The sequence below is a fragment of the Pseudomonas sp. LS1212 genome (assembly GCF_024741815.1).
Classification (GTDB): Bacteria; Pseudomonadota; Gammaproteobacteria; order Pseudomonadales; family Pseudomonadaceae; genus Aquipseudomonas.
On the sequence record NZ_CP102951.1, the window covers coordinates 4,107,089 to 4,131,081 of the forward strand.

Annotated in this window: 25 protein-coding genes and 1 pseudogene; 3 read left to right on the forward strand and 23 right to left on the reverse strand. The window is 60.9% G+C overall.

Annotation, left to right across the window (positions count from 1 at the left end):
- Nucleotides 1-3 precede the first annotated feature (3 nt).
- From NVV94_RS19030 to NVV94_RS19040, 3 genes are all read right to left on the reverse strand, one after another.
- Complete coding sequence (locus NVV94_RS19030) at nucleotides 4-606, reverse strand: DUF4823 domain-containing protein (RefSeq protein ID WP_258443930.1); 603 nt, start codon at nucleotides 604-606, stop codon at nucleotides 4-6.
- Between the two features lie 64 nt (nucleotides 607-670).
- A complete protein-coding gene (locus NVV94_RS19035; RefSeq protein ID WP_258443932.1) occupies nucleotides 671-1,639 on the reverse strand; it encodes a GTP 3',8-cyclase MoaA in 969 nt (322 codons plus the stop codon).
- A 128-nt stretch (nucleotides 1,640-1,767) separates the two neighbouring features.
- A complete protein-coding gene (locus tag NVV94_RS19040) occupies nucleotides 1,768-2,406 on the reverse strand; it encodes a TetR/AcrR family transcriptional regulator (RefSeq protein WP_258443933.1) in 639 nt (212 codons plus the stop codon).
- A 72-nt stretch (nucleotides 2,407-2,478) separates the two neighbouring features.
- Between NVV94_RS19040 and NVV94_RS19045 the strand changes: the two genes are divergently transcribed.
- A complete protein-coding gene (locus NVV94_RS19045) occupies nucleotides 2,479-3,612 on the forward strand; it encodes an aminotransferase class V-fold PLP-dependent enzyme (protein WP_258443934.1) in 1,134 nt (377 codons plus the stop codon).
- Between the two features lie 249 nt (nucleotides 3,613-3,861).
- Here NVV94_RS19045 and NVV94_RS19050 read toward each other — a convergent pair whose 3' ends face one another.
- The 12 genes from NVV94_RS19050 to NVV94_RS19105 all read right to left on the reverse strand — a co-directional run bounded on the left by NVV94_RS19050 (nucleotide 3,862) and on the right by NVV94_RS19105 (nucleotide 13,761).
- Complete coding sequence (locus tag NVV94_RS19050) at nucleotides 3,862-4,641, reverse strand: TatD family hydrolase (protein ID WP_258443935.1); 780 nt, start codon at nucleotides 4,639-4,641, stop codon at nucleotides 3,862-3,864.
- 36 nt (nucleotides 4,642-4,677) lie between these two features.
- Nucleotides 4,678-5,664 (reverse strand): DNA polymerase III subunit delta', encoded by a 987-nt coding sequence (locus NVV94_RS19055; protein WP_258443936.1) that lies wholly within the window; start codon nucleotides 5,662-5,664, stop codon nucleotides 4,678-4,680.
- Nucleotides 5,657-6,289 (reverse strand): dTMP kinase, encoded by a 633-nt coding sequence (tmk, locus tag NVV94_RS19060; RefSeq protein WP_258443938.1) that lies wholly within the window; start codon nucleotides 6,287-6,289, stop codon nucleotides 5,657-5,659. The genes NVV94_RS19055 and tmk overlap by 8 nt, the downstream gene beginning before the upstream one ends.
- Before the next feature lie 19 nt (nucleotides 6,290-6,308).
- Nucleotides 6,309-7,595 (reverse strand): endolytic transglycosylase MltG, encoded by a 1,287-nt coding sequence (gene mltG / locus NVV94_RS19065; protein ID WP_258443939.1) that lies wholly within the window; start codon nucleotides 7,593-7,595, stop codon nucleotides 6,309-6,311.
- A gap of 3 nt (nucleotides 7,596-7,598) precedes the next feature.
- Nucleotides 7,599-8,414, reverse strand: coding sequence for an aminodeoxychorismate lyase (pabC, locus tag NVV94_RS19070; protein WP_258443940.1), 816 nt, complete (start codon nucleotides 8,412-8,414; stop codon nucleotides 7,599-7,601).
- The gene (gene fabF, locus NVV94_RS19075; RefSeq protein WP_258443941.1) at nucleotides 8,414-9,658 is read right to left on the reverse strand and encodes a beta-ketoacyl-ACP synthase II; all 1,245 of its coding nucleotides are present in this window, start codon (nucleotides 9,656-9,658) and stop codon (nucleotides 8,414-8,416) included. Before fabF ends, pabC begins: the two co-directional genes overlap by 1 nt.
- Before the next feature lie 112 nt (nucleotides 9,659-9,770).
- Complete coding sequence (acpP, locus tag NVV94_RS19080; RefSeq protein WP_003175607.1) at nucleotides 9,771-10,007, reverse strand: acyl carrier protein; 237 nt, start codon at nucleotides 10,005-10,007, stop codon at nucleotides 9,771-9,773.
- A gap of 195 nt (nucleotides 10,008-10,202) precedes the next feature.
- Entirely contained in the window at nucleotides 10,203-10,943 is a 741-nt protein-coding gene (gene fabG, locus NVV94_RS19085; RefSeq protein WP_258443942.1) for a 3-oxoacyl-ACP reductase FabG, read from the reverse strand.
- A gap of 16 nt (nucleotides 10,944-10,959) precedes the next feature.
- Entirely contained in the window at nucleotides 10,960-11,898 is a 939-nt protein-coding gene (gene fabD / locus NVV94_RS19090) for an ACP S-malonyltransferase (RefSeq protein WP_258443943.1), read from the reverse strand.
- 125 nt (nucleotides 11,899-12,023) lie between these two features.
- The gene (gene plsX, locus NVV94_RS19095; RefSeq protein ID WP_408733420.1) at nucleotides 12,024-13,034 is read right to left on the reverse strand and encodes a phosphate acyltransferase PlsX; all 1,011 of its coding nucleotides are present in this window, start codon (nucleotides 13,032-13,034) and stop codon (nucleotides 12,024-12,026) included.
- 3 nt (nucleotides 13,035-13,037) lie between these two features.
- Nucleotides 13,038-13,220 (reverse strand): 50S ribosomal protein L32, encoded by a 183-nt coding sequence (rpmF, locus tag NVV94_RS19100; protein ID WP_003179396.1) that lies wholly within the window; start codon nucleotides 13,218-13,220, stop codon nucleotides 13,038-13,040.
- 13 nt (nucleotides 13,221-13,233) lie between these two features.
- Nucleotides 13,234-13,761 (reverse strand): YceD family protein, encoded by a 528-nt coding sequence (locus tag NVV94_RS19105; RefSeq protein WP_258443944.1) that lies wholly within the window; start codon nucleotides 13,759-13,761, stop codon nucleotides 13,234-13,236.
- Between the two features lie 106 nt (nucleotides 13,762-13,867).
- On the opposite strand from NVV94_RS19105, the gene NVV94_RS19110 reads away from it, so the two are divergent.
- Nucleotides 13,868-14,446 carry a nucleoside triphosphate pyrophosphatase gene (locus NVV94_RS19110; RefSeq protein WP_258443945.1) on the forward strand — a complete coding sequence of 193 codons (579 nt, stop codon included), beginning with the start codon at nucleotides 13,868-13,870 and terminating at the stop codon, nucleotides 14,444-14,446.
- 142 nt (nucleotides 14,447-14,588) lie between these two features.
- On the opposite strand, the gene sppA is transcribed toward NVV94_RS19110, so the two are convergent.
- The 3 genes from sppA to rluC are packed head-to-tail and all read right to left on the reverse strand — an operon-like array spanning nucleotide 14,589 to nucleotide 17,205.
- On the reverse strand, nucleotides 14,589-15,572 hold the full coding sequence (sppA, locus tag NVV94_RS19115; protein ID WP_258443946.1) for a signal peptide peptidase SppA: 984 nt from the start codon (nucleotides 15,570-15,572) through the stop codon (nucleotides 14,589-14,591).
- Between the two features lie 21 nt (nucleotides 15,573-15,593).
- Nucleotides 15,594-16,259: an HAD-IA family hydrolase gene (locus NVV94_RS19120; protein WP_258443947.1), complete on the reverse strand. Its 666-nt coding sequence runs from the start codon at nucleotides 16,257-16,259 to the stop codon at nucleotides 15,594-15,596.
- Nucleotides 16,249-17,205, reverse strand: coding sequence for a 23S rRNA pseudouridine(955/2504/2580) synthase RluC (gene rluC, locus NVV94_RS19125; RefSeq protein ID WP_258443948.1), 957 nt, complete (start codon nucleotides 17,203-17,205; stop codon nucleotides 16,249-16,251). Before rluC ends, NVV94_RS19120 begins: the two co-directional genes overlap by 11 nt.
- A 752-nt stretch (nucleotides 17,206-17,957) precedes the next feature.
- Between rluC and rne the strand changes: the two genes are divergently transcribed.
- The gene (gene rne, locus NVV94_RS19130) at nucleotides 17,958-21,119 is read left to right on the forward strand and encodes a ribonuclease E (protein WP_258443949.1); all 3,162 of its coding nucleotides are present in this window, start codon (nucleotides 17,958-17,960) and stop codon (nucleotides 21,117-21,119) included.
- A gap of 59 nt (nucleotides 21,120-21,178) precedes the next feature.
- Here the strand turns inward: rne and NVV94_RS19135 are convergent, their stop codons facing one another.
- The 5 genes and pseudogenes from NVV94_RS19135 to NVV94_RS19155 all read right to left on the reverse strand — a co-directional run bounded on the left by NVV94_RS19135 (nucleotide 21,179) and on the right by NVV94_RS19155 (nucleotide 23,990).
- A complete protein-coding gene (locus NVV94_RS19135) occupies nucleotides 21,179-21,769 on the reverse strand; it encodes an NTP transferase domain-containing protein (protein ID WP_258443950.1) in 591 nt (196 codons plus the stop codon).
- A 43-nt stretch (nucleotides 21,770-21,812) separates the two neighbouring features.
- Nucleotides 21,813-22,832 (reverse strand): UDP-N-acetylmuramate dehydrogenase, encoded by a 1,020-nt coding sequence (gene murB / locus NVV94_RS19140; RefSeq protein ID WP_258443951.1) that lies wholly within the window; start codon nucleotides 22,830-22,832, stop codon nucleotides 21,813-21,815.
- A gap of 8 nt (nucleotides 22,833-22,840) precedes the next feature.
- Nucleotides 22,841-23,044: pseudogene (locus tag NVV94_RS19145) on the reverse strand (low molecular weight phosphotyrosine protein phosphatase); the annotation flags it as partial.
- Nucleotides 23,044-23,808: a 3-deoxy-manno-octulosonate cytidylyltransferase gene (gene kdsB / locus NVV94_RS19150; protein WP_258443952.1), complete on the reverse strand. Its 765-nt coding sequence runs from the start codon at nucleotides 23,806-23,808 to the stop codon at nucleotides 23,044-23,046. The gene kdsB and the pseudogene NVV94_RS19145, both read right to left, overlap by 1 nt.
- Nucleotides 23,805-23,990, reverse strand: a complete 186-nt coding sequence (locus NVV94_RS19155; protein ID WP_003247142.1) for a Trm112 family protein — start codon at nucleotides 23,988-23,990, stop codon at nucleotides 23,805-23,807. Before NVV94_RS19155 ends, kdsB begins: the two co-directional genes overlap by 4 nt.
- Nucleotides 23,991-23,993: the final 3 nt, after the last annotated feature.

Below are 23,993 nucleotides of genomic sequence, written 5' to 3' on the forward strand. Positions count from 1 at the left end.
TCCTTAGCGACTCATACCCAATAGGCTACGAGCGTAATCCTCAAGTGGCGGGCCAAGCAAATCCTCGGGCCGGTCATCGTGAAACGTCAGCAAACCGCCGCGGCTGCGAATTCGAGCCGTATCGATCAAATAACGGGTATTGGTTTCGATCAGCATCAACTGGATCACGCCGCTATCGATGCCCAACCGGTCCACTGCCTGCTGATCGTACCAGTCGTCGCCGTTGCTGATGCGGTCATCGGCCTTGGCGAAACGGGCGTAGAGCAGATAGTGCGCACCGGCATCACGCGCCTCGTTCAGGGCCGCTTCCAGGCCCAATGGCGCCCTGGCGCGACGCACCAGCGGGAAGTATTCGACAAACCCCTTGAACGCTTCCTCGGCCACCACGTTGGGGCGCGGATAAGCACCGCCCGGGGGTGCAAATGCGCCCTGGCCGATGAAAATGAATGAGTCAGGTTGCAGGCGCAACGACATGGCGCGCTGCGTGTCACTGTGATCAAGCAGACCGGCATCGCTCATATGATAACGGGCACCCTCGCCCAGATCGCTGACGTTCATGCAGCCGCCCAGCGACAGCAGTGCCAGCAGCAAAACCAAGCTTCGCATCTTCCCTCCAGAGGCCGGTGACGGAAAACCGGCGAATAGCCCCCGGATGCAGCTTTTGCGCCAGTTAGCCCCCGATGATTTTCATCACCGTCGCGCCGCCCGAAAATGCAACTTCCTGCTTGTCACCGAGCGCCTTGACCAATAGCCCCTGCAACGCGGGCAGGGCCTGATGGCGAGGCTTGTCGAGCAAGTCACCGACATAATGCCGGTTGCTCGAAGAGAGACAGCCATGCAGCCAGCCAGTAGAGGACAGGCGCAGACGCGAGCACGTCCGGCAGAATGGCACGCTTTCATTGGCGATCACGCCGAAGTAACCCTTTCCAGGAATCTGGTAGCGCAACGCGGTAGCGTCGACCGGGGCATCGGCCTGAAGGTACTCATGATGCTCGCCAATGACCTGAAGCAATTGTTGCAGGCCAACGAATTGCTGCAGAAATGCATTCGAATCGCTGGCCAGGTGCCCCATGCGCATCAGTTCGATGAACCGCAATTCGTACCCGCGCTCAAGACAGTAATCAAGCAGTGGCAGCACTTGATCGAGGTTCTGCCCGCGCAGCGGCACCATGTTGACCTTGATCTTGATACCCGCCGCACTCGCCTGCGTCATGCCGTCGAGCACGGTGGCCAGGTCGCCGCCCCGGGCAATGCTGCGAAAGGCCGTGGGATCGAGGGTATCGAGGGAAACATTGAGCCGCGCGATGCCTGCATCCACCAGCACCGGCAGCTTGCGCAGCAACAACTGGCCATTGGTGGTCAGGCTGATATCGTCCAGGCCCAGCACCGAGACTTCCCGCATGAAGGTTTCAAGCTTGGGGCTGACCAGCGGTTCACCGCCGGTAATGCGCAGGCGTTCGATGCCGGCCGCCTCGATCAGGTACGCGACGCCGCGGGCCATGGCCTCGGCCGACAGTTCATCCTGCGCAGCAACCAGGCGCTTGCCATTGGGCACGCAATAGGTACACGCATAGTTGCAGGCGGAGGTCAGGCTGACGCGCAAATTGCGAAAACGCCTGCCTTGTCGATCGACGATCATGGGGGACTCCGGCATGGGAAAAATCGGACATGCAAAACCTGACTCAAAAATCAGGTTTTTGCAAGCCTCATACCTGAGTATATTCCTGAGGGGCCCGACCCCGTAACACTATAGCCGGGCGAAATACTTCAACTGCCGGAGGTATCGGTATCGCGCTTGCGCTTGTTGCCCATGCGCACACCAATGTCCATCAGGAACTGGAAGAAGCCTTCCTGATCTTCCAGCACATTGCTCCAGAACGGCGAGTGGTAAAGCGCCACGGCGCCATGCACCAGCGCCCAGGACGCGCAGTAATGGAAGTACGGCGGCACATCCTCAAGCTTGCCTTCGCTGATCCGCCCCTTGATCAGCTGGGTCAGACGCTCGAAGTTCGATGCGCGGATCTTGTGCAGCTCCTCGACCATCTCCGGCACCTGATTGCCCTTGACCACCTTTTCTTCCAGGCGATCGAACAGGCGATAGCGTTGCGGGTCGCGCATGCGAAACTCGAAGTAGGCGCGCGACAAGGCCTCCTTGTCGCGATCGACATCGGCAGAATGGAGCAATTCGTTCAAGTCGCGCTCATAATCGAGCATCAGGCGCAGGTAGATCTCCGCCTTGGACTTGAAATGCTTGTAGATCGTGCCTTTGCCGATACCGACTGCATCAGCGATCATCTCGACGGTGACGCTGTCTTCACCTTGATCGAGGAACAGCTTGAGTGCGGTATCGAGAATTTCTTGCTCACGGCGACGAAACTCACGGACCTTACGAGGTTCTTTCTGCATAAGAGGGACTGGATCAAAATCGAAGCCGGGTATTATGCCTAACTTGCGCCAAAATGCACGGATCATCCGACCATGTCTATGTTTCACGATGAGTTTGAACAGGCCAGCGGCCTGCGTTATCTGAACCACGCAGCGGTGGCTCCCTGGCCAAAACGCAGCAGCGACGCGGTCCGCCGCTTCGCCGAGGAGAACGTTTTACTGGGCGCCAGGGACTATCCAGACTGGATGGCGATGGAGCAACGACTTCGCGAACGCTTGATGCGGCTGACGAATGCACCGTCGACGGATGACATTGCTCTGGTCAAGAATACATCAGAAGCGCTTTCTTTCGTAGCCTTTGGCCTGGACTGGCAAGCGGGCGACCAGATTGTCATCAGCGATGAAGAATTCCCTTCCAACCGCATCGTTTGGGAAGCCCTTGGCAACCAAGGGGTGAAAGTGGTTCAGGTCAGCCTCAAGGGTGACGATCCGGAAGCCGCGCTGCTCACCGCCTGCGGCCCGCAGACCCGGCTGATGTCGATCAGCTCGGTTCAATACGCCACCGGTCTGCGCCTGGACCTGCCGCGCCTTGGCCAGGGCTGCAAGGAACGCAACGTGATGTTCTGCATCGACGCCATCCAGCAATTGGGCGCCCTGCCCTTCGACGTGCAGCTATATCAATGCGACTTCGCCATGGCCGATGGTCACAAATGGCTGCTGGGGCCGGAGGGGCTGGGGGTGTTCTATTGCCGTAGCGAGGTGCGCGCGCAATTGAAATTGAGCGAGTTCGGCTGGCATATGGTCGAGCACATGGGTGACTACGACCGTACCGAATGGGAACCGGCCCGCAGCGCCCGGCGCTTTGAGTGCGGCAGCCCCAACATGCTGGGCGCCAGTGCGCTGGAAGCCAGCCTGTCGCTGTTCGAAGAGGTCGGTATGGAGAACGTCGCCGCAGCGCTGGGCGAACGGGTTCAATGGCTTTACGACGGCTTGGGCAGCATCCCCGGCGTCATCATTCACAGCCCACTGAATCCTGCACGCCGTGCCGGAATTGTCTCATTCAGTATCGATGGCATTGATAATCGGCAGGTATATGAGCAGCTCAAGCAGGAACAGGTGATTTGTATCCCGCGCGGCCATGGAGTGCGCTTTTCTCCTCATTTCTATACCGATAAGCGCGTGATCGACGAAACTATCGCCATTGTGAAAAAGATTGCAGAGCAATGAGTGCTCAGCAGCGGCGCACGTATTCCAAATCTGTTTAAGAAACGAGCAGCACTGAGTGGAATAGCGCCAATCATGACCAATACTTGAAGTGTTGACGCGCCATACCCCCCAAGTGACGCGTCAACAAAGGTGTCAAAGGACAGCACACCTTTGTTTTACTCCTAATGGTCTTAACCCGGATTCACCCCCCAGAACCCGGGTTTTTTTTGCCTGCGATTCAGCAGGGCCTGGCAACCATCGCTCGCGGCCTCAGATCCGTGCCTGCGGGAACAAGCGCTTGAAGTTGGCCGTGGTCTGTTCGGCGAACCGCTCATAGGGTTCACCCCGCAGCATCGCCAGGAACTCCGCCACTTCACGGACGTACTGCGGCAGGTTCGGCTTGCCCCGGTAGGGAATCGGGGCGAGGTAGGGAGAGTCGGTCTCGACCAGAAGTCGATCGGCAGGTACCTGCCGCGCCACATCACGCAAGGCATCGGCATTGCGGAAAGTCACAATGCCGGACAGGGAAATATAAAATCCCAGGTCCAGTGCCGCCTTGGCCATGTCCCAGTCTTCGGTAAAGCAATGCAGGACACCCGCCTGCACCAGACTGGCCTCGCGCAGCAGCGCCAGGGTATCGGCGCGGGCGCCACGGGTATGGACGATGACTGGCTTGCCGGTCAGGGATGCCGCGTGCAGGTGCAGACGGAAGGATTCCTGCTGCAACTCGGCCGCTTCCGGCTCGTAGTGATAATCCAGGCCGGTTTCACCAATGGCGACGACGTGCGGATGTTCGAGCTCGCGCAGCAACCAATCGAGCGCCGGCGCAGCACCGGGTTGCAGATCGAGCGGATGCACTCCGACCGAACAGTCGACGTCCGCATAGCGCTCGGCCAGCCCCCTGACTGTCGCGGCGTTGTCGGCGCTGACGCCGATGCAGAGAAAGTGACCGACACCGCGCGCGCGTGCGGCATCGAGCGCGGCATCGAGCGAGCCGGCGTGTTCAGTGAGATCGAGACGATCCAGGTGACAATGGGAATCTACAAGCATGGATGGAATGACATCTACATCAGGTGAGAAGGACGATCAGCGCTGACCAGGCAACGCCGACCAGGACACCAGCAAAGCTTCGAGCAAGAGCACGCGATTGAGGTTGGCCTTGGCCAGTACCTTCTGGCGCTGAGCGAGAATCCAGTCCTGGATACTCAACACCTTGTCCAGCTCGCTCTTTTGCGCCAGGTACTGCACCACCTTGCGCATGTCGCTCAAGCCTAACCCCTCCTCATCCTGCGTCAACTGATAGCGCAGCACCAGGTTCGACCAATCGCAAAACCAGTCGAACAGCAACAACAGCGCAATGCTGTTCCAACTCTCGGCCAGCTGACTCGGCGACGCCTGCTGCTTGAGGAGTTTTTTCACCCCGTCGACCACGGCCGCCCGCTGCTCGCGCACGCCCTGGGCCTTAAGGCTGACAGCCGCCAACGGCGAGCCCGCCGCCAGGGTCAGCAACTCGAGGCGCTCCTGCTCGTCGCAGTCGGGCAAGGCACCGGCCAGCCATTGCAGGCTCTGGGCCTGCCCCGGCAAAGGACAGGCCTGCTGCACGCAACGGCTCTTGATCGTCGGCAACAAGCGGCTGGGCTGATGACTGACGAGTAGCAACACGGTATTGCCTGAAGGCTCTTCCAGACTCTTGAGCAGGGCGTTGGCGGCATTGATGTTCATCGATTCGGCCGGCTCGACCAACACCACTTTGCGACCACCCAGCTGCGCCGTCTGGACCACGAAACCGACCAGGTCGCGGACCTGATCGACCTTGATCGCCTTGTCCGCCTCCTCCGGCTCCAGCACGTAGTTATCCGGATGACTGCCCGCGGCCAGCAGCATACAGGACTTGCACCGGCCACAGGCCTGCAGCCCTTGCGGGCTCTGGCACAACAGCAGGGCCATCAGGCGTTCGGCCAGGGCGCGCTTGCCGATCCCCTGCGGACCGTGCAGCAGATACGCATGGGCATGCTGCTTGCGTCCAGCCAGGTGCTGCCAGACGTCAGCCTGCCAGGGATAGGCTTCAGCCACGGTACAACCCCTGGATTTCCGGCAGCAGCGCATCGAGCGACCGCTGGACTTCGGCCAGTGGCAGGGCGGCATCAACCAAGCGGTAGCGGGCGGGGTGCGCTTCGGCACGCTTGAGGTAGGCAGTGCGAACCGCCTCGAAGAACGCTCGCCCTTCCTGCTCGAATCGATCCAGTCGACCGCGAGCCGAGGCACGCGCCAGGCCCACTTCCACCGGCAAGTCGAACACCAGGGTCAGATCAGGGCGCAATTGGCCCTGGACGAAGGCCTCCAGCGTGGCGATGCGCTCTTGAGAGAGACCGCGACCACCGCCCTGGTAGGCATAAGTGGCATCGGTAAATCGATCGCAAAGCACTATCGCGCCACGGGCCAGCGCCGGCCGGATCACTTCGGCCAAATGCTGGGCACGCGCGGCGAACACCAGCAAAAGCTCAGTGTCGGCATTCATCCGCTCGTCGCTGGGGGCCAGCAGCAATTCACGAATCCGCTCCGCCAGTGGCGTACCGCCGGGCTCGCGGGTCAGCACCACATCGATACCGACAGCGCGCAGATGCCCGGCCAGGTATTCGCGATTGGTGCTCTTGCCCGCACCTTCGGGACCTTCCAGAGTAATAAACAAACCGGTCACAGGCAGTCCTTGATCTTGATCATTGCGGGTTCTGTTCGGCGCTTTCAGCCGGTTCGGGGGCAGGTTCGGGCTTTTGTTCAGATTCCGGCGCTTGTTCGGGCGCCAACGTTGGCTCTGCTGCCGGAACCGGAGCCGGAGTCGACTCCGGTGCTGGTGCTGGTGCCGGCTCCAATTCCAGTTCTGGCACCGATTCCGACTCCACCTCTGGCTGCACCCCGGGCTCTGGCTCGGACTGCTGCAGCGGATCCACCTGCCGTGCATCGGGCTCAGTCATCGGCCCGGGACTTGAGCGATAATCGGCGCGGCGCTTGATCTGGAACTCGCGCACGGCTGAATTGTGCTCATCCAGGTCGTCCGAAAAGCTATGCGAGCCGTCACCGCGCGCGACGAAATAGAGCGAACTACCAGGCGCCGGATTCAAGGCAGCATGAATCGCCTCGCGCCCCGCCATCGCAATGGGCGTCGGCGGCAGGCCGGCAATCATGTAGGTATTGTAAGGCGTGAACTCGCGCAGGTCGGCGCGGGTCAGCTTGCCGTTATACCGCTCGCCCATCCCGTAGATCACGGTCGGGTCGGTTTGCAGCAACATGCCGATCTGCATGCGACGCACGAACACACCGGCAATCTGGCGACGCTCCCGAGGGACACCCGTCTCTTTTTCGACCAGCGACGCCATGATCAACGCCTGATACGGCTCGCTGTAAGGGGCGTCAGGCGCCCTGGCACTCCACTCCTTGGCCAGGACTTTCTCGAGGCGCGAGTAAGCCTGCTGGAGCAGGTCGGCATCGGTCATGCCTCGCACGAACCGGTAGGTATCAGGGAAGAACCGACCTTCGGGAAAGACGCCACGGTGGCCAAGCTTGTCCATCACCTCAGTATCACTCAAGCCGCTGAGCGTTTTTTCGATCTTCTCGTGGCCGGCCACGGCCGCGCGAACCTGACGGAAGGTCCAGCCCTCGACCAGAGTCAAGTTGTACTGGACCATTTCGCCGCGCTGCCAGACCCCGATCAGATCCCGCACACTCATTCCCGGCGTCATGCGGTACTCACCCACATGCAAGGGCGTCCCGGCAAGATTGAATCGCCAGTACAGGCGCAGCCAGAATGCGTCATCCAGCACCCCCTGAGCCTCCAGGCGGTAGAACACTCGAGTGGGTGTCGTGCCGCGGGGCACTTCAAGCAGTTGCTCCTGAGGGACAACCAATGTCTGTTCCAGTGCCGAGTGCATTTTCCAGGCTGATAGCCCCAATGCCAGGCCCGCCAGAATCAAACAGGTCTCCAGCAGCACCAAGAATTTACGTCTCACAAATCAAACATCCAAAAGCACGCGGGCAATGCGTTGCAGTTTACGGGTGAGCGGACCCGCCGACCAGTTCAGAGATGTAAATGCTCGCACCGGCCAGATGCCATAAACGCTGTTGCAAACAAAGACTTCATCGGCCTGTTCGAGATCCTGCAACACGCAGTCACCAATTCGTACTGCAATACCTTCGCGGGCTGCGGCCTCCAGCAGCGCCGCACGCATGACGCCAGCCACACCGCAGCGACTCAGGTCGGCCGTGAGCAACGCACCGTCCTTGACCAGAAACAGGTTGCTGTAGACGCCTTCGATCAGCCGCCCCGAGGTATCGAGCATCAGCCCCTCGGCATGCTCGCTGTCGCGCCACTCGGCACGGGCCAGCACCTGTTCAAGTCGATTCAGATGCTTGAGCCCCGCCAGCAACGGCTGCTCGGCAAGCCGAGTGGTGCACGGAAAAAGTTTGATGCCTTCCAGCGCATTGGCCTGTGGATAACTTGCCGCAGGATTGGCCTGGAGGATTCGACGGGCACTGGACAGCGGGTCGACGGCATAGCCGCGCTGACTGTCGCCGCGGGTCAGAATCAGCTTGAGGACACCCTCGCCCATGAGGCCAGCGTAAGCACAAAGCTCACTACGGACCAGGGCCGGGTCCGCAGTGATCGCCAACCGCCTGCAGCCTTCTGCCAGCCGCTGCAGATGCAGCTCCAGCAACAACGGCTGGCCTGCCTTGACGAGGATCGTCTCGAACAGACCATCGCCGTAGGCCAGCCCGCGGCTCTTGAGCGCTATCGCGTCCGCCGGCTGGCCATCGACCCAGCTTTGCATCAACCGGCGAACCGGCGCAATACCAGCGAGCCGTTGGTGCCACCAAAACCGAAGGAGTTCGACAGCACCACATCGATCGACATGTTGCGAGCCTGGTGCGGTACGAAGTCGAGGTCGCAGCCCTCGTCCGGCTCGTCCAGGTTGATGGTCGGCGGAGCGACCTGGCCGTTGATCGCCAGTACGCTGAAGATAGCCTCCACCGCCCCGGCAGCGCCGAGCAGGTGACCGGTCATCGATTTGGTCGAGCTGACCGCCAGCTTGTAGGCATGCTCGCCGAACACCGACTTGATCGCCGACACTTCTGCCAGGTCGCCGGCCGAGGTCGAGGTGCCATGGGCATTGATGTACTGAACCTCGCCAGGGCTCACGCCCGCATCGCGCAAGGCATTGGTCATGCAACGAGCAGCACCGGCACCGTCTTCGGGCGGCGAGGTCATGTGATAGGCATCACCGCTCATGCCAAAGCCGACGAGCTCGGCATAAATGGTCGCACCGCGTGCCTTGGCGTGCTCCAGCTCTTCGAGCACCAGCGCACCGGCACCGTCCGACAGCACAAAGCCATCGCGCCCCTTGTCCCACGGGCGGCTGGCGCGGGTCGGTTCGTCATTGCGCGTCGACAGTGCGCGCGCAGCACCAAAACCGCCCATGCCCAGGCCGCAGGCGGCCATTTCGGCACCACCGGCAATCATGACGTCGGCTTCGCCATAGGCGATATTGCGCGCCGCCATGCCAATGCAGTGAGTACCGGTGGTACAGGCTGTGGCAATGGCGTAGTTAGGCCCCTGAACGCCCAGATGGATGGACAGGAAACCGGAAATCATATTGATGATCGAGCCAGGCACGAAAAACGGCGAAATACGCCGAGGCCCTTGCTCGTGCAAGGTACGGCTGGTTTCCTCGATATTGGTCAGACCGCCAATACCCGAACCCATTGCCACACCGATACGCTCACGGTTGGCATCGGTCACTTCGAGGCCAGCGTTACGCACGGCCTGAAAACCGGCCGCCAGGCCGTACTGAATGAACAGGTCGAGCTTGCGAGCTTCTTTGACCGACAGGTATTCCTCGACCTTGAAGCCCTTCACCGAGCCGCCAAAACGGGTGGTATAGGCAGAAAGGTCCGTATGCTCAATCAGACCAATGCCACTGCGGCCAGCCAGAATGCCCTGCCAACTGCTCGGCACGTCCGTGCCCAGTGGCGACAGCATACCCATACCGGTGACCACGACGCGTCTACGCGACACAGCACTCTCCTTATTCTATGGACGACACTTCACATCTCATCTAAAGAAAAAACCGCACGCCAGCAAAGGCAGTGCGGTTTTTTCCATGACAAGAAGCGACGATTACAAAATCTTACGCCTGGTGGGACGTAACGTAATCGATAGCAGCTTGAACAGTAGTGATCTTCTCAGCTTCTTCGTCAGGGATTTCGGTCTCGAATTCCTCTTCCAGAGCCATCACCAGCTCAACGGTGTCAAGGGAATCGGCACCCAGATCTTCAACGAAGGAAGCGGTGTTGACTACTTCTTCTTCTTTAACGCCCAGTTGCTCGGCGACGATTTTCTTGACGCGTTCTTCGATGGTGCTCATACCTTGTTTTCACTCCTAATGGACATATGTCAGGCAGCTGGCCGGTGTGTAAGTTTATAGAAAGAGTTCGGCATTTCAAGCTGAAAGCGTTGCTCCTTCCTCACACCCGCCCGCTGACTAGAATTTGATTGCAGCTTTATAACGGATTTTAGACAGCTCGTATGACATTTTTTTGAAGCAATCCGTCACATTTGACTACATGTACATCCCACCGTTGACCGGGATTGTAGCGCCGGTCACGTAGGCTGCTCCTTCCGATGCCAGGAAAGCGACCACTTTCGCGATCTCTTCGGCCTGGCCCAGACGGCCCAGCGGAATCTGGACTTGCAAGGCTTCACGCTGAGCCTCGGGCAGTTCACGGGTCATGTCGGTATCGATGAAACCAGGCGCTACCGAGTTGACTGTAATTGCCCGAGAGCCTACTTCACGCGCCAGGGCGCGGCTGAAACCTTCCAGGCCCGCCTTGGCCGCAGCATAGTTTACTTGGCCGACGTTGCCCATGGCACCCACCACCGAGCCGATACTGATGATCCGCCCCCAACGCGCCTTGGTCATGCCGCGCAGCACACCCTTGGACAGGCGGTACAGACTATTGAGGTTGGTATCGATGACATCATTCCACTCGTCATCTTTCATGCGCAGCATCAGGTTATCGCGGGTGATGCCGGCATTATTGACCAGAATGGTCGGCGCGCCGAACAGCTCCTGGATCTTGGCCAGGGCCGCAGTGACCGACTCATCGCTGCATACGTTCAGCTCCAGGCCGGTACCTTCGATGCCATGCTCCTTCAGGGTCGCAGCGATACGCTCCGCACCCGAGGCCGACGTGGCGGTACCCACGACGATGGCGCCCATGCGCCCCAACTCCAGCGCAATGGCTTGACCAATACCGCGGCTCGCACCGGTGACCAGTGCAACTTTACCTTGCAGACTCATGCAAGCTTCTCCTGATTCAGGCCCGCGCTGCACGAGCGGCAGCGAAAGCGTCTGGGGTATTGAGGTTATCTGTCGACACGCCTTCGGCGCAACGCTTGTTCAGACCTGCAAGCACCTTGCCAGGGCCGCACTCGACCAACTGGGTAGCGCCCTTGGCGGCCAGCGCCTGGACCGACTCGACCCAGCGCACAGGTTTGTAGAGTTGTTCAAGCAGGTCGCGCTTGAGGGTTTCCAGATCGGCCGGCACATCAGCACTGACGTTTTGAACTACAGGGATCTGTGGCACCTGCCAGTCGATCGCCGCGATGGACTCGGCGAAACGCTCGGCCGCCGGACGCATCAGTTCACAGTGGGACGGCACGCTGACCGGCAACGGCATGGCACGCTTGGCACCACGAGCCTTGCAGCCTTCGATGGCGCGCTCGACCGCAGCCTTGGCACCGGCGATCACCACCTGGCCCGGCGAGTTGAAATTGACCGCGCTGACCACTTCGCCTTGTGCCGCTTCGGCACAGGCGGCCACGACATCAGCGTCGTCCAGGCCGAGGATGGCAGCCATGCCGCCCTGCCCGGCCGGTACCGCTTCCTGCATCAATTGGCCGCGACGCTCGACCAGCTTGACTGCGTCAGCCAGGCTTACGCTGCCTGCGGCGACCAGCGCGCTGTATTCGCCCAGGCTATGGCCGGCGACAAAGGCTGGGCGCGCACCGCCCTCGGCCAACCACAGACGCCAAAGCGCAATGGAGGCGGTGAGAATGGCCGGCTGGGTTTTATCGGTTTGATTGAGTTGCTCTTCCGGGCCTTGTTGGGTCAATGCCCACAGGTCATAACCCAAGGCCTCGGAGGCTTCTTTGAAGGTTTCGAGAATCAGCGGATGCTGAGCACCCAACTCGGCGAGCATGCCGAGAGATTGCGAACCTTGACCCGGAAAGACGAATGCGAGGGATGCAGACATGTAACAAGCCCCTAATGATCTTGTCGACGGAGAGATGACGAACAGCCAGGCTGAACGCAAGTAATTGAACGTTGGATGGCTATTTTTTCGGGACGGTCACATTTACGCGCCTCAAGCAGGATAGCCTAAAGCAACAGGTCCTCCAGACGGCCGTGCAGGCGTTCGGGCAGGTTTTCCTGAATCTCGATCACGGCCCGCTCGATGGCACTCTGAAAACCCTGCACCCCTGCTGCGCCATGACTCTTCACGACAATGCCCTGCAAGCCGAGAAAGCTCGCGCCATTGTGCCGCGCCGGGGCCAGATCGGCCTTCAACCGCTTGAGCAAGGGCATGGCCATGGCACCGACCATCCGCGCCGCCACACCACTTTTGAACAATGCTTCGATACGCGCCGCGATCATGGTCGCCAGCCCCTCGCTGGACTTGAGCAGAATATTGCCGACGAAGCCATCGCACACCACCACATCCGCCTCGCCACGATAGAGCCCATCACCCTCGACGAAACCGATGTAGTTCATGCCGCGCGCATTCTGCAACAGACTGGCCGCCAGCTTGACCTGCTGATTGCCCTTGATGTCTTCGGTGCCGATGTTCAGCAATGCCACGCGCGGGCGAACGATGCCCAGCGTCTCGGCCGCCACCGACCCCATGACGGCGAACTGGAACAGGTTTTCGGCACTGCAATCGACGTTGGCCCCCAGGTCCAGCAACTGGCAATAGCCGCGCTGAGTGGGGATGGCCGCCACCATGGCCGGCCGATCGATGCCTGGCAGGGTTTTGAGCACGTAACGCGACAGCGCCATCAGCGCACCGGTATTGCCGGCACTGACGCACGCCTGGACCTTGCCATCTCGCAACAACTCCAACGCCACCCGCATAGAGGAGTCCGGCTTGCCGCGCAGGGCCTGGGAGGGTTTTTCGTCCATGCCGATGACTTCTGCGGCCGGCGCAATTTTCAGGCGCGCGCGATCCACAACCGACTGGCTGGCAATCAATTCTTCTAGAAAGGAGGGTTGACCGACGAGGGTCAGGTGCAGCGAGGGCATGGCAGACAGGCAAGCAAGGCTGGCCTGAACAATGCTGCGGGGACCGAAGTCCCCGCCCATTGCGTCAATCGCGATGACTTGAGCAGACAAGGATTACTCGTCAGCGCCCTTGTCGATCACTTTACGACCACGGTATACGCCTTCTGGCGATACGTGGTGACGCAGGTGAACTTCACCGGTGGTCTTTTCCACGGACAGAGTGCTAGCCTCGAGAGCATCGTGGGAACGACGCATGTCACGGGCAGAGCGGGATTTTTTGTTCTGCTGAACAGCCATAATTGATTAACTCCTAAACGTTTGGGTCACGCTTTAACTGCGCCAATACACTGAACGGGTTGGACCGCGTTACCTCGTCCTCGCTCGGCTCGGGCTCTTCAAGGCCCGCCGGCTGCTGGCATTCTTCCGGATGATGAGCAGGCACAATGGGCAAGGCGAGCAACAGCTCCTCCTCGATCAAAGCCTGCAGATCCAAAGGATCCTCGCCCAGTTCCAGCACGTCATAACCTTTCGGTAACGACTGGGTATTCGCACCCTCCTTCACCACAGCGTAACTGCATTCGCTATGGATCGGCAGGGTGACCAGCTCAAGACAACGCTGGCAAACCATTTTGACTTCGACGTCGATGGAGCTGTGGATAACCACGGCGTTACGCTCGTCGCGCTCAAAAACGAATTTAGCCTGCACCGTACCGACGTCGTCGGAAAGCGGGTCGCAGAGTCTCTCCAAATCGGCTAGCAGCACTTCCCCCTGGAGGGTAACGCCACGATCGGCCAATTTGCGCGGGTCAACGTGAGGTGGAATCGGGTCATTCAACATAGGCGCAGCATTCTAGGGATGCCCCCCTCACCTGTCAAAGGAAATTCGGCCCTGTCCGCCATCAGGCACCGCAGCTAGAATCAAAGGACACATTCAGGAGTCGCACATGCTGCCCTTGCTACTGGCTTCCAGCTCACCGTATCGCCGCGAATTGCTGACGCGACTGCGGCTGCCCTTCACCTGCAGTTCGCCCGACATAGATGAACAACGCCTGCCCGACGAGACCGCCGTCGACCTGGTCAAGCGCCTGGCCAAGGAAAAAGCCGAGGCCCTGGCCAGCCGCTATCCGGAGCACCTCATCATCGGTTCCGACCAGGTCGCCGTGCTTGGGGAACAGATCCTGGGCAAGCCGCACACCTTCGACAAGGCCTGCGCACAACTGCTCGAAGCCAGCGGCACGCAAGTCACCTTCCTGACCGGCCTGGCGCTGCTCAACAGCAGCACCGGCCACTGCCAGGTCGATTGCGTCCCGTTCACGGTACAGATGCGCGAACTCGACTTGCCGCGCATCGAGCGCTATCTGCACGCCGAGCAGCCTTATGACTGTGCCGGCAGCTTCAAGGCCGAAGGGTTGGGGGTCAGTTTGTTTCAGAGCACGCATGGGCCGGATGCTACCAGCCTGGTGGGGTTGCCGTTGATTCGGTTGGTGGATATGTTGCTGGCGGAAGGGGTTTGCATACCCTGAGCAAAAAAACCGGCCATTCATGGGCCGGTTGTTTTGAAGCAAGGCTATCGAGCCAATCGCGGGCAAGCCCGCTCCCACAGAGACCTTGAACGCACACCGATCTGGTGGGAGCTGGCTTGCCAGCGATGAGGCCCTCAAGGGCTCAGCGCAAGGAAGGCCCCTGAAACCCCATCCACATGGCCAGATGCTCAGCCACACTGGCGCCCAGACGTTTGGAGAACCGATCGAAAGGCGATTCCTCAATGGTGAAGTCCACAAGCTCTTTCTCGCCAATCACATCGCGAGCCACGTAACCGGCACTGCCCAGCCCATCGACCAACCCCAGCTGCAGGGCCTGCTCACCCGACCAGATCAAACCGGAGAACAGCTCCGGGTGCTCCTTGTCTTTCAGACGATCGCCACGGCCCTGCTTGACGCTGGCAATGAACTGACGGTGCGTCGTATCGAGCACACTCTGCCAGAATGCGGTTTCCTCGGGCTTTTGCGGCTGGAACGGGTCGAGGAACGCCTTGTGCTCACCCGAAGTGTAGGTACGACGCTCGACCCCCAGCTTCTCCATGGTCCCGACGAAACCATAGCCTGCTGCGGTGACTCCGATGGAGCCGACCAGACTGGCCTTGTCCGCGTAGATCTGATCGGCGGCACTGGCGATGTAGTAGGCTCCGGAAGCGCCCAGATCCGAGATCACCGCGTATAACTTGATCGCCGGGTACTGCGCCCGCAGACGACGAATCTCGTCATAGACATAGCCCGACTGCACCGGACTGCCGCCCGGGCTGTTGATGCGCAGAACAACGCCTTTGGTTTTCGAATCCTCGAACGCCGCACGCAGGGCAGTGACGATATTGTCGGCACTGGCCGGCTCCTTGTCGGCAATCACGCCGCGCACCTCGATCAGCGCGGTGTGGCTGGAGCCCCGCACCGCTGCCTTGTCCATGTCCATCAGCGGCGTGAACAGCATCAGCAGCCCGAACAAGTAAACAAAGGTCAGCAACTTGAAGAAGATGCCCCAACGCCGGGAGCGACGCTGCTCCTGGACACCGGCGAGCAGGGTTTTCTCCAGCAGTTGCCAGCTCTTGTCTTCGCTGTTTTTCTGCGCCTCAGGCGCTTTCCACTCATCCGACATGTTCACCTACCCTGGAAAAAATCATTGGCCACGCTGACGGCCCAGCCACGTATGCAACTCGGGGAAACGCTCGATAGTCAATCGCGGCCCGTAGGCACTCAAGGCCTCGAGCGACAATGCTCCATAACCCACCGCCACCGAATCCATGCCGGCATTGCGCGCCATCAACAAATCGAATGACGAATCGCCGACCATCAAGGCCTGCGCCGGCTCGACCCGGCAATGCGCAAGAATTTGCTCAAGCATCAACGGATGCGGCTTGCCCTGAGTCTCGTCGGCCGCACGGGTGATATCGAAGTAATCTTCCCAGCCATGGGCCTTCAACACCCGGTCCAATCCGCGACGCGCCTTGCCAGTCGCCACCGCCAGGCGGTAACCGTCAGCCCGAAAAGCCTCCAGCGACTCAAGCACGCCAGGAAACAGCGGCGACGGCTCAGCCTCGAGGGCGATATAGCTGTCGGCATAATACTGACGAAAGGCTATCAGTCGTTCGTCGGAAATATCCGGATAAAGCGTGCGAATCGCTTCCGGCAACGCCAGGCCGATAATGCCCTTGATGGCGAGATCATCACGCTCGGGGTACCCGCTTTCGCGGGCCGCCACCTTCATTGCCTCGACGATACGCCCGATCGAGTCAGCCAAGGTGCCGTCCCAATCGAATATCAACAGCTTGTAATCAGGTAGCACTCAAACGCTCCACGGTCCTGGCCCACATTTCATCCACCGGCGCCTCGACCTTGAGTTCCCCGCCATCAGGCAGCGGAACGGTCAGGGCATAGGCATGCAGGAACAGGCGCTTGCCACCCAGGTCACGAATTTCCTTGGTGAAGTCCTCGTCACCGTACTTGCTGTCGCCGGCAATACAGTGCCCGGCGTGCAGGGCGTGCACACGAATCTGGTGGGTACGGCCAGTGATGGGGCGTGCCTCGACCATGGTCGCGAATTCGCCGAAGCGCCGCAGCACGCGGAACACTGTCAGCGCCTCCTTGCCCTCCTCGTTCACCTCGACCATGCGCTCGCCGGAACGCAGGTTGCTCTTGAGCAACGGCGCGTTGACCTGCTTCTTGGCCGTAGCCCAATGGCCGCGCACCAGCGCCATGTAGCGCTTGTCGACACCATCGCCGCGCAAGGCCGCATGCAAATGGCGCAGCATGCTGCGTTTTTTGGCAATCATCAGCAGCCCGGAAGTATCACGATCCAGGCGGTGGACCAGCTCCAGCTCCTTGGCATCGGGGCGCAACTGACGGAAGGCTTCGATCACGCCATAGTTCAGGCCGCTGCCACCGTGCACGGCGATCCCGGCCGGCTTGTTCAGCACGATCAGGGCCTTGTCTTCATAGACAATTGCCGCCTCAAGGCGCTGCAACAAGCCCTGGGCCAAAGGCACCGGCTCGTCGCGCTCGGGCACGCGAACGGGCGGCACGCGAATGATGTCACCCGCCTGCAGCTTGTACTCGGGTTTGATCCGGCCCTTGTTCACCCGCACTTCGCCTTTGCGCAAGATGCGATAGATCAAGGTCTTGGGTACACCCTTGAGCGCGGTGAAGAGGAAATTATCGATTCGTTGGCCGGCAAGTTCCGGCGCAACCTCAAGCAGCTGGACGCCGGAGGTCGGGGGGGTATTAGTCGTCATTGATCAATCATAACAATTTTTTATGGATTTGAAGCACTTAATGATTGCTGCTATAGTCGCGAACGCCGCCATAAGCGGCTGGCCAGAGGATCAACGGCATTAGGCCGACCCTGACCGACGCAATTCACGAGGACGCGAGGCCGTCCGACGGGGTTTTCGCCAGTTTACGGAATGCCTGAAATCGTAACCAGCGCGTATGAGAGAAGACCGACAAAAGACAAGAAAAACGGTGTTTCTGCACTCACTTTCAGTTTTTTTTCGATGACCCATCACTCAGCGCAGTCGCTTTCACGCCATTCGGGCGAATGCTTCGGAAACACAAAGCCTTAGCCATAATGCGCGATCTCCCAATCGGAGACCGCGATAAATGCCAACCCGTTGCGGATTCAGCGCGCGGCAGCACCCGAATTATCAGGGATACGTGTAGGGTGGAGATGCACAACCGTCGGACCGTGTAGTACCGCGTCCTGTCGAGAAGCCACTTCTGGCCTCATCGCACAAGGCCCGGACTTGATCAAGACGCCTTGCCTGGCGTCCACGGCCGAAGGCTGATTCCTCCTCCTGACTGAGTGCTTTTGACACCACAGCAAGCAGGACGCGTCGTCGCGACTTCGCCCCACTGGTTCGCCAGGAGCAGGTGAACGTTGCTAGACACTGGAGCGGCAAGCCACTCCTGACGCACCTGACACCGACCGTGAGAAGTCGTGTGTGCCGAACGCCGTTTCCGGCAGCCCGGAAACCGACGGTACTACATGAAAAGAATGCTGATTAACGCGACTCAACCCGAAGAGTTGCGTGTTGCTCTGGTAGACGGCCAACGTCTCTACGACCTGGATATCGAATCCGGCGCTCGCGAGCAGAAAAAGGCCAACATCTACAAAGGCCGGATCACGCGCATCGAACCAAGCCTTGAGGCTGCCTTTGTCGATTTTGGCTCTGAGCGCCATGGCTTCCTTCCCCTGAAGGAAATCTCCCGCGAATACTTCAAGAAATCCCCCGAAGGCCGCGTCAACATCAAGGACGTCCTGAGCGAAGGCCAGGAAGTCATCGTCCAGGTCGAAAAAGAAGAACGTGGCAACAAGGGCGCAGCCCTGACCACCTTCATCAGCCTGGCTGGCCGCTACCTGGTCCTGATGCCGAACAACCCGCGTGCCGGCGGCATCTCGCGCCGCATTGAAGGCGAAGAGCGCAACGAGCTGCGCGAAGCCCTCAATGGCCTGGTCGCCCCTGCCGACATGGGCCTGATCGTGCGCACTGCCGGCCTTGGCCGCAGCAGCGAAGAAATGCAGTGGGACCTGGATTACCTGCTGCAGCTCTGGACCGCGATCAAGGAAGCCTCCCTGGACCGCTCCGCGCCTTTCCTGATCTATCAGGAAAGCAACGTGATCATTCGCGCTATCCGCGACTACCTGCGCCAGGACATCGGCGAAGTGCTGATCGACAGCATCGAAGCCCAGGAAGAAGCCCTGACGTTCATCCGCCAGGTGATGCCGCAGTACGCCAGCAAGATCAAGCTGTATGAAGACAGCGTTCCGCTGTTCAACCGCTTCCAGATCGAAAGCCAGATCGAAACCGCCTTCCAGCGTGTGGTCGAGCTGCCATCGGGCGGTTCGATCGTGATCGACCCGACCGAAGCCCTGGTGTCCATCGACATCAACTCGGCGCGCGCCACCAAAGGCAGCGACATCGAAGAAACCGCCCTGCAGACCAACCTGGAAGCGGCCGAAGAAATCGCTCGCCAGCTGCGCCTGCGTGACATCGGCGGCCTGATCGTGATCGACTTCATCGACATGACTCCGGCCAAGAACCAGCGCGCCGTGGAAGAAAAAGTCCGCGAATGCCTGGAAGCCGACCGTGCCCGCGTTCAAGTGGGTCGCATCTCGCGCTTCGGCCTGCTGGAAATGTCCCGTCAGCGCCTGCGTCCATCGCTGGGCGAAAGCAGCGGCATCGTCTGCCCGCGCTGCAGCGGCACCGGCATCATCCGTGACGTCGAGTCCCTGTCGCTGGCCATCCTGCGCCTGATCGAAGAAGAAGCCCTGAAGGACCGCACTGCCGAAGTCCGTGCCCAGGTGCCGATCCCGGTTGCCGCGTTCCTGCTCAACGAAAAGCGCAACTCGATCACCAAGATCGAACTGCGCACCCGCGCCCGTATCGTCATTCTGCCGAACGACCACCTCGAAACGCCGCACTTCGAAGTGCAACGCCTGCGTGACGACAGCCCGGAAGCCCAGACCAGCCAGTCCAGCTACGAAATCGCTGCCGCTGAAGTCGAGGAAACCCCGCCAGTGGCCGCCACTCGCACCCTGGTTCGCCAGGAAGCGGCAGTCAAGACTGCGCCGGCCCGCACCTCCGCGCCGGTTCCGGCCACGCCAGAACCTACGGTCGCTCCCGCACCCGCCCCTGTTCACGCCGAGCCCAGCCTGTTCAAGGGCCTGGTGAAGTCGCTGGTCAGCCTGTTTGCAGGCAAGCAAGAGCCGGTCGCACCTGTCGTGGTCGAGAAGCCTGCCACCAGCGAGCGTCCACCACGCAACGAAGAGCGTCGCAGCGGTCGTCAGCAGAGCCGTAGCCGCAATGGCCGTCGCGAGGAAGATCGCAAGCCACGCGAAGAACGCGCCCCACGTGAAGAACGTGCACCGCGCGAAGCCCGCGAGGAAGCGCCGGCCCGCGAAGAGCGTGCACCACGTCCGCCACGCGAAGAACGCACACCACGTGCCCCTCGCGAAGAACGCCGCCCACGCGATGAGCGTCCGGTTCGCGAACTGCGCGAGCCTCTGGATGCCGCTGCACCCGTCGAGCGTGAAGAGCGTGCGCCGCGTGAAGAACGCGCACCACGGGAAGAGCGTGCACCGCGTGAAGAACGCGCACCACGCGAAGAACGTGCACCGCGTGAAGAGCGCGCCCCACGGGAAGAGCGTCAGCCACGCCCGCCACGCGAAGAGCGTCAGCCTCGCGCCGAGCAGGCCGCAGTCACTGCCGAAGAAACCCTGCCGAACGAAGAACTGCTGCAGGAAGAGACCGAGGGCGCCGATGGCGAACGTCCACGTCGTCGTTCCCGCGGTCAGCGTCGTCGCAGCAACCGTCGTGAGCGTCAGCGTGATGCCAACGGCAACGTGGTCGAAGGCTCGGAAGAAAGCGGTGAAGAGTTCGCCGCCGACCTGGCTGCCGGCCTTGCGGTAACCGCCGCCGTTGCCAGCAGCACCATCAGCGCGCCTGCCGAAGCCGAGGCCAACCGCCAGGCCGAAGTGGCAACCGCAGCCACCGAGCCAAGCGTTGAGCTGGTTGCACCGGCCGTTGAAGCGGTCAGCGAACCGGCACCGGTCGAAGTCGCGCCAGCGGTCGAAGCAGAACCTGTTCGCCAGCCTGAAGTGCACGCTGAAGTCGCTGTGGCGCCTGTGGTTGAACAGCCGGTCGCACCCGCCGCCGACGTGGTCGAGCCGCTGACTGCCGAGCAAGCCATTGCACCGGTCGTGGAAATCGCTCCGACGCCAATCAAGGCTGCCGTGGTGGAAGAAACCTTGGCACCCGTGGTCGAAGCCGAGCCTGTGGTTCAGGCGCCTGTCGTGGAAGCTGCACCTGCGGTTGAAGCACCGGCCGTAGAACCCGCCCCGGTCGAAGCAGCTCCAGCCATCGTGTTGACCGCGAGTGGTCGCGCACCGAACGACCCACGTGAAGTGCGTCGCCGCCGTCTGGCCAAGGAAGCCGAACTGGCTGCTGCTGCAGCTGCCGCACCGGTTGCCGAAGCCACGGCTGAAAGCCCGGCTGTAGAACAAGCTGCTGCACCAGAAACGGTCGAGCACGCTGCAACTGAAACCTCCGCACCGGTGATCGACGAGAACCTGCGCTCGGTTGAAGAAGTGGCAGAGCAACACCCTGAAGCCCTGGAAGAAAGCAAAGAGCCTAAACCGCTCGCCTGATTTCAACGGCCGATAAAAAGCCCCGCCTGCTGATGCAGGCGGGGCTTTTTTTATATCTGCTATTTCTCGAAATTCAGTGCCGCAGGTGTATCCACATCCCGGATAACGCCGGGGTCTTCGACGCCGATCACCTGCAGATTGCTCGCATCGAACAGATGCCGACCACCACGATCACCCGACAGTGCCGCCAACCTCCTCGCGAACGAACGCCCGAAACCGACCGGATGCCCATACTCACCGGCATAGTCGGCCACGCTGATCTTCTCGTCGGTAATGGAGGCTGCTATTTGAGCGATTGTTTGCGGCGCAATGAACGGCATATCCCCGAGCAACACCAACCAGCCTGCCTGATCGAAGCTCGCCCGCACAGCCGCAGCGATGGAATCCCCCATTCCAGGAGAATCGAGGGTCAACACCTCGCAGCCGTATGCCCGCGCCAACGCGATGACCTCGCTGCGCTCCGGTCGGGTGACCAGCAGCCGCCGCCCGACCACCCCTTGCAGATTGACCAGGACTTGCTCCAGCAACGGTCGCTCCCGGCCATCCAGGCCTCGACAATTCGCCATCAGCTTATCCTGCCCGGCCCCCGCCGCCGCCTGGAATCGACTCCCCTGCCCGGCCGCCAGAATCACCGCACAAATGTCTTCCATCAGTTCTTCACCTCCTGCCGGCCTGTTACGACAACCATCAGACTCAGTACAGGTTCGGCTCCATTTCCAGATGCACGCCAAAGCGCTCGGCGATGTCGGCCTGAATCCGTTGCGCCAGTCGGTGCAACTGCCCGCCGCTGGCATTGCCGTAGTTGACCAGTACCAGCGATTGCAGACAGTGAACGCCGGCATCGCCATCACGATAACCCTTCCAGCCAGCCTGCTCGATAAGCCAGCCAGCAGCCAGTTTCATCTGACCGCCAGCCTGTGGATAAGCCACCAGCCCCGGGTGCTTGAGCTTGATAGCGGCTGCCAGTGCGGCAGCGACCACCGGGTTCTTGAAGAAACTCCCGGCATTGCCCAGCTCGACAGGGTCTGGCAACTTTTCCCGACGAATACTGCAGATGGCCTGGCTGACATCTCGTGGCGAAGGCTGATCGATGCCCTGATCGGTCAATCGCTGGCGCACCGGACCGTAGTCCAGGTGCAGATGGGCCACTCGATCAAGCGAGAAGCGCACCCGCAGGATCAACCAACGACCGGCTTCGCGCTTGAACACGCTGTCGCGGTATTCGAAGGCGCACTCCTCGAGCCCGAACTCGCGCAACTCGCCGGTCTGGCGATCCAGCGCGGTAAGCCCGCTGAACACATCCTTGATCTCGACCCCATAGGCGCCGATATTCTGCATCGGTGCCGCGCCGACGGTGCCAGGAATCAGGCTGAGGTTTTCCAGCCCCGACAACCCGTGTTCCAGGCTCCATTGCACGAAGGGGTGCCACGGTTCACCGGCTTCAGCCTCGACAATCACTCGCGTGCCGTCATCGCTGAGCACATGGATGCCGCGGCTGGCCATGCGCAGCACCAAGGCCTGCACGTCGCCGGTCAACAGCAGGTTGCTGCCGCCGCCGATCACCAGCAAGGGAATCGGCAGCTGCGCCGCATGCGCCAGCGCCTGGCGAACGTCGTCATCGCTATGGGCCTCGGCAAAAAACCTGGCCTTAACGTCGATCCCGAAGGTGTTGTAAGGCTTGAGCGATACCTGCGACTGCACCTGTATGCTCATAAGCGGCCTTGCTGCGACGAATCGTAGCCACGCAATTGCGCGGCCCTGCGGGTCCGGGTGTCCGGCGCTTTGCCGACATGCCAGTCGCCTGTGCCGGCCGAGGCCACCTCGATTCGATCATCCAGGCCCGCCGCCTTCAGCTGATGACGCAACACGCCTTCGGCCGTCGGTGAGCGACAGATATTGCCCAGGCAAACAAACAGAACCCGCATCAAGCCTCCAGCAAGCGCCGCACGCGCTCAAGGTCTTCGGGGGTGTCGACACCGCCCGGAGGCGATTGCACAGCATCGGCGACATGGATACGCACGCCGTGCCAGAGCGCACGCAGCTGCTCCAGCGACTCAGTGTTTTCCAGCCAGCAGGGACCCCAGCTGACGAAGTCATGCAGAAAGCCCGCACGGTAGGCGTAGATGCCAATGTGCCGACGGTAGGGGACGCCAGCCGGCAGCGTCTCGCGGGTTTTCGCGAAGTCATCGCGCGCCCACGGCAATGGTGCACGGCTGAAGGTCAACGCCAGCCCGTCGAGGTCAGCGACAACCTTGACCACGTTCGGATTGAACAGAAATTCAACGTCATCAATGGGTTCGGCCAGGGTCGCAATGCCGGCTACGGCATGGGCGGCCAGGTTGGCGGCGACCTGATCGATCACGACCGGTGGAATCATTGGCTCGTCGCCCTGGACATTGACGACGATTGCATCGGCGGCCAATCCCAGTTGCGCGGCGACTTCGGCCAGGCGGTCGGTGCCGGAGTTATGGTCTTCGCGGGTCATCACCACTTCGGCGCCGAAACCCTGGCAAGCCTCGAAGATCCGTGCATCATCAGTGGCCACGACAACCCGCTCGGCAGCGCTTTTGCGTGCCTGCTCCCAGACATGCTGGACCATCGGCTTGCCCGCGATCAACTTCAACGGTTTGCCGGGGAAGCGGCTGGAACCGAAGCGGGCCGGAATCACAACGGTAAATGCTGCACTCATTTATCCAGGCGCTCATCATCGGTCAGAGTGCGTGCTTCGCTTTCCAGCATGACCGGAATGCCGTCGCGGATCGGGTACGCGAGACCTGCGCCCTTGCTGATCAGCTCGGTTTTATCGGCGCTGAGCTTGAGCGGGCCCTTGGTGATCGGGCAGGCCAGGATATCGAGCAGTTTGGTGTCCATGGA

What these genes read in the sequence shown, in the direction of transcription:
- murB (WP_258443951.1), bottom strand. Translation starts at nt 22,832, where the DNA reads ATGAGCATACAGGTGCAGTCGCAGGTATCGCTCAAGCCTTACAACACC.
- pabC (WP_258443940.1), bottom strand. Translation starts at nt 8,414, where the DNA reads ATGCAAAGCTGGGTCGATGGCCAGCCGGCGGACGCGATAGCGCTCAAG.
- fabG (WP_258443942.1), bottom strand. Translation starts at nt 10,943, where the DNA reads ATGAGTCTGCAAGGTAAAGTTGCACTGGTCACCGGTGCGAGCCGCGGT.
- sppA (WP_258443946.1), bottom strand. Translation starts at nt 15,572, where the DNA reads ATGTCGGATGAGTGGAAAGCGCCTGAGGCGCAGAAAAACAGCGAAGAC.
- NVV94_RS19035 (WP_258443932.1), bottom strand. Translation starts at nt 1,639, where the DNA reads ATGATCGTCGATCGACAAGGCAGGCGTTTTCGCAATTTGCGCGTCAGC.
- NVV94_RS19040 (WP_258443933.1), bottom strand. Translation starts at nt 2,406, where the DNA reads ATGCAGAAAGAACCTCGTAAGGTCCGTGAGTTTCGTCGCCGTGAGCAA.
- NVV94_RS19030 (WP_258443930.1), bottom strand. Translation starts at nt 606, where the DNA reads ATGCGAAGCTTGGTTTTGCTGCTGGCACTGCTGTCGCTGGGCGGCTGC.
- NVV94_RS19135 (WP_258443950.1), bottom strand. Translation starts at nt 21,769, where the DNA reads ATGGAAGACATTTGTGCGGTGATTCTGGCGGCCGGGCAGGGGAGTCGA.
- NVV94_RS19050 (WP_258443935.1), bottom strand. Translation starts at nt 4,641, where the DNA reads ATGCTTGTAGATTCCCATTGTCACCTGGATCGTCTCGATCTCACTGAA.
- acpP (WP_003175607.1), bottom strand. Translation starts at nt 10,007, where the DNA reads ATGAGCACCATCGAAGAACGCGTCAAGAAAATCGTCGCCGAGCAACTG.
- NVV94_RS19155 (WP_003247142.1), bottom strand. Translation starts at nt 23,990, where the DNA reads ATGGACACCAAACTGCTCGATATCCTGGCCTGCCCGATCACCAAGGGC.
- NVV94_RS19045 (WP_258443934.1), top strand. Translation starts at nt 2,479, where the DNA reads ATGTCTATGTTTCACGATGAGTTTGAACAGGCCAGCGGCCTGCGTTAT.
- fabD (WP_258443943.1), bottom strand. Translation starts at nt 11,898, where the DNA reads ATGTCTGCATCCCTCGCATTCGTCTTTCCGGGTCAAGGTTCGCAATCT.
- NVV94_RS19105 (WP_258443944.1), bottom strand. Translation starts at nt 13,761, where the DNA reads ATGTTGAATGACCCGATTCCACCTCACGTTGACCCGCGCAAATTGGCC.
- rluC (WP_258443948.1), bottom strand. Translation starts at nt 17,205, where the DNA reads ATGACGACTAATACCCCCCCGACCTCCGGCGTCCAGCTGCTTGAGGTT.
- rpmF (WP_003179396.1), bottom strand. Translation starts at nt 13,220, where the DNA reads ATGGCTGTTCAGCAGAACAAAAAATCCCGCTCTGCCCGTGACATGCGT.
- rne (WP_258443949.1), top strand. Translation starts at nt 17,958, where the DNA reads ATGAAAAGAATGCTGATTAACGCGACTCAACCCGAAGAGTTGCGTGTT.
- NVV94_RS19110 (WP_258443945.1), top strand. Translation starts at nt 13,868, where the DNA reads ATGCTGCCCTTGCTACTGGCTTCCAGCTCACCGTATCGCCGCGAATTG.
- kdsB (WP_258443952.1), bottom strand. Translation starts at nt 23,808, where the DNA reads ATGAGTGCAGCATTTACCGTTGTGATTCCGGCCCGCTTCGGTTCCAGC.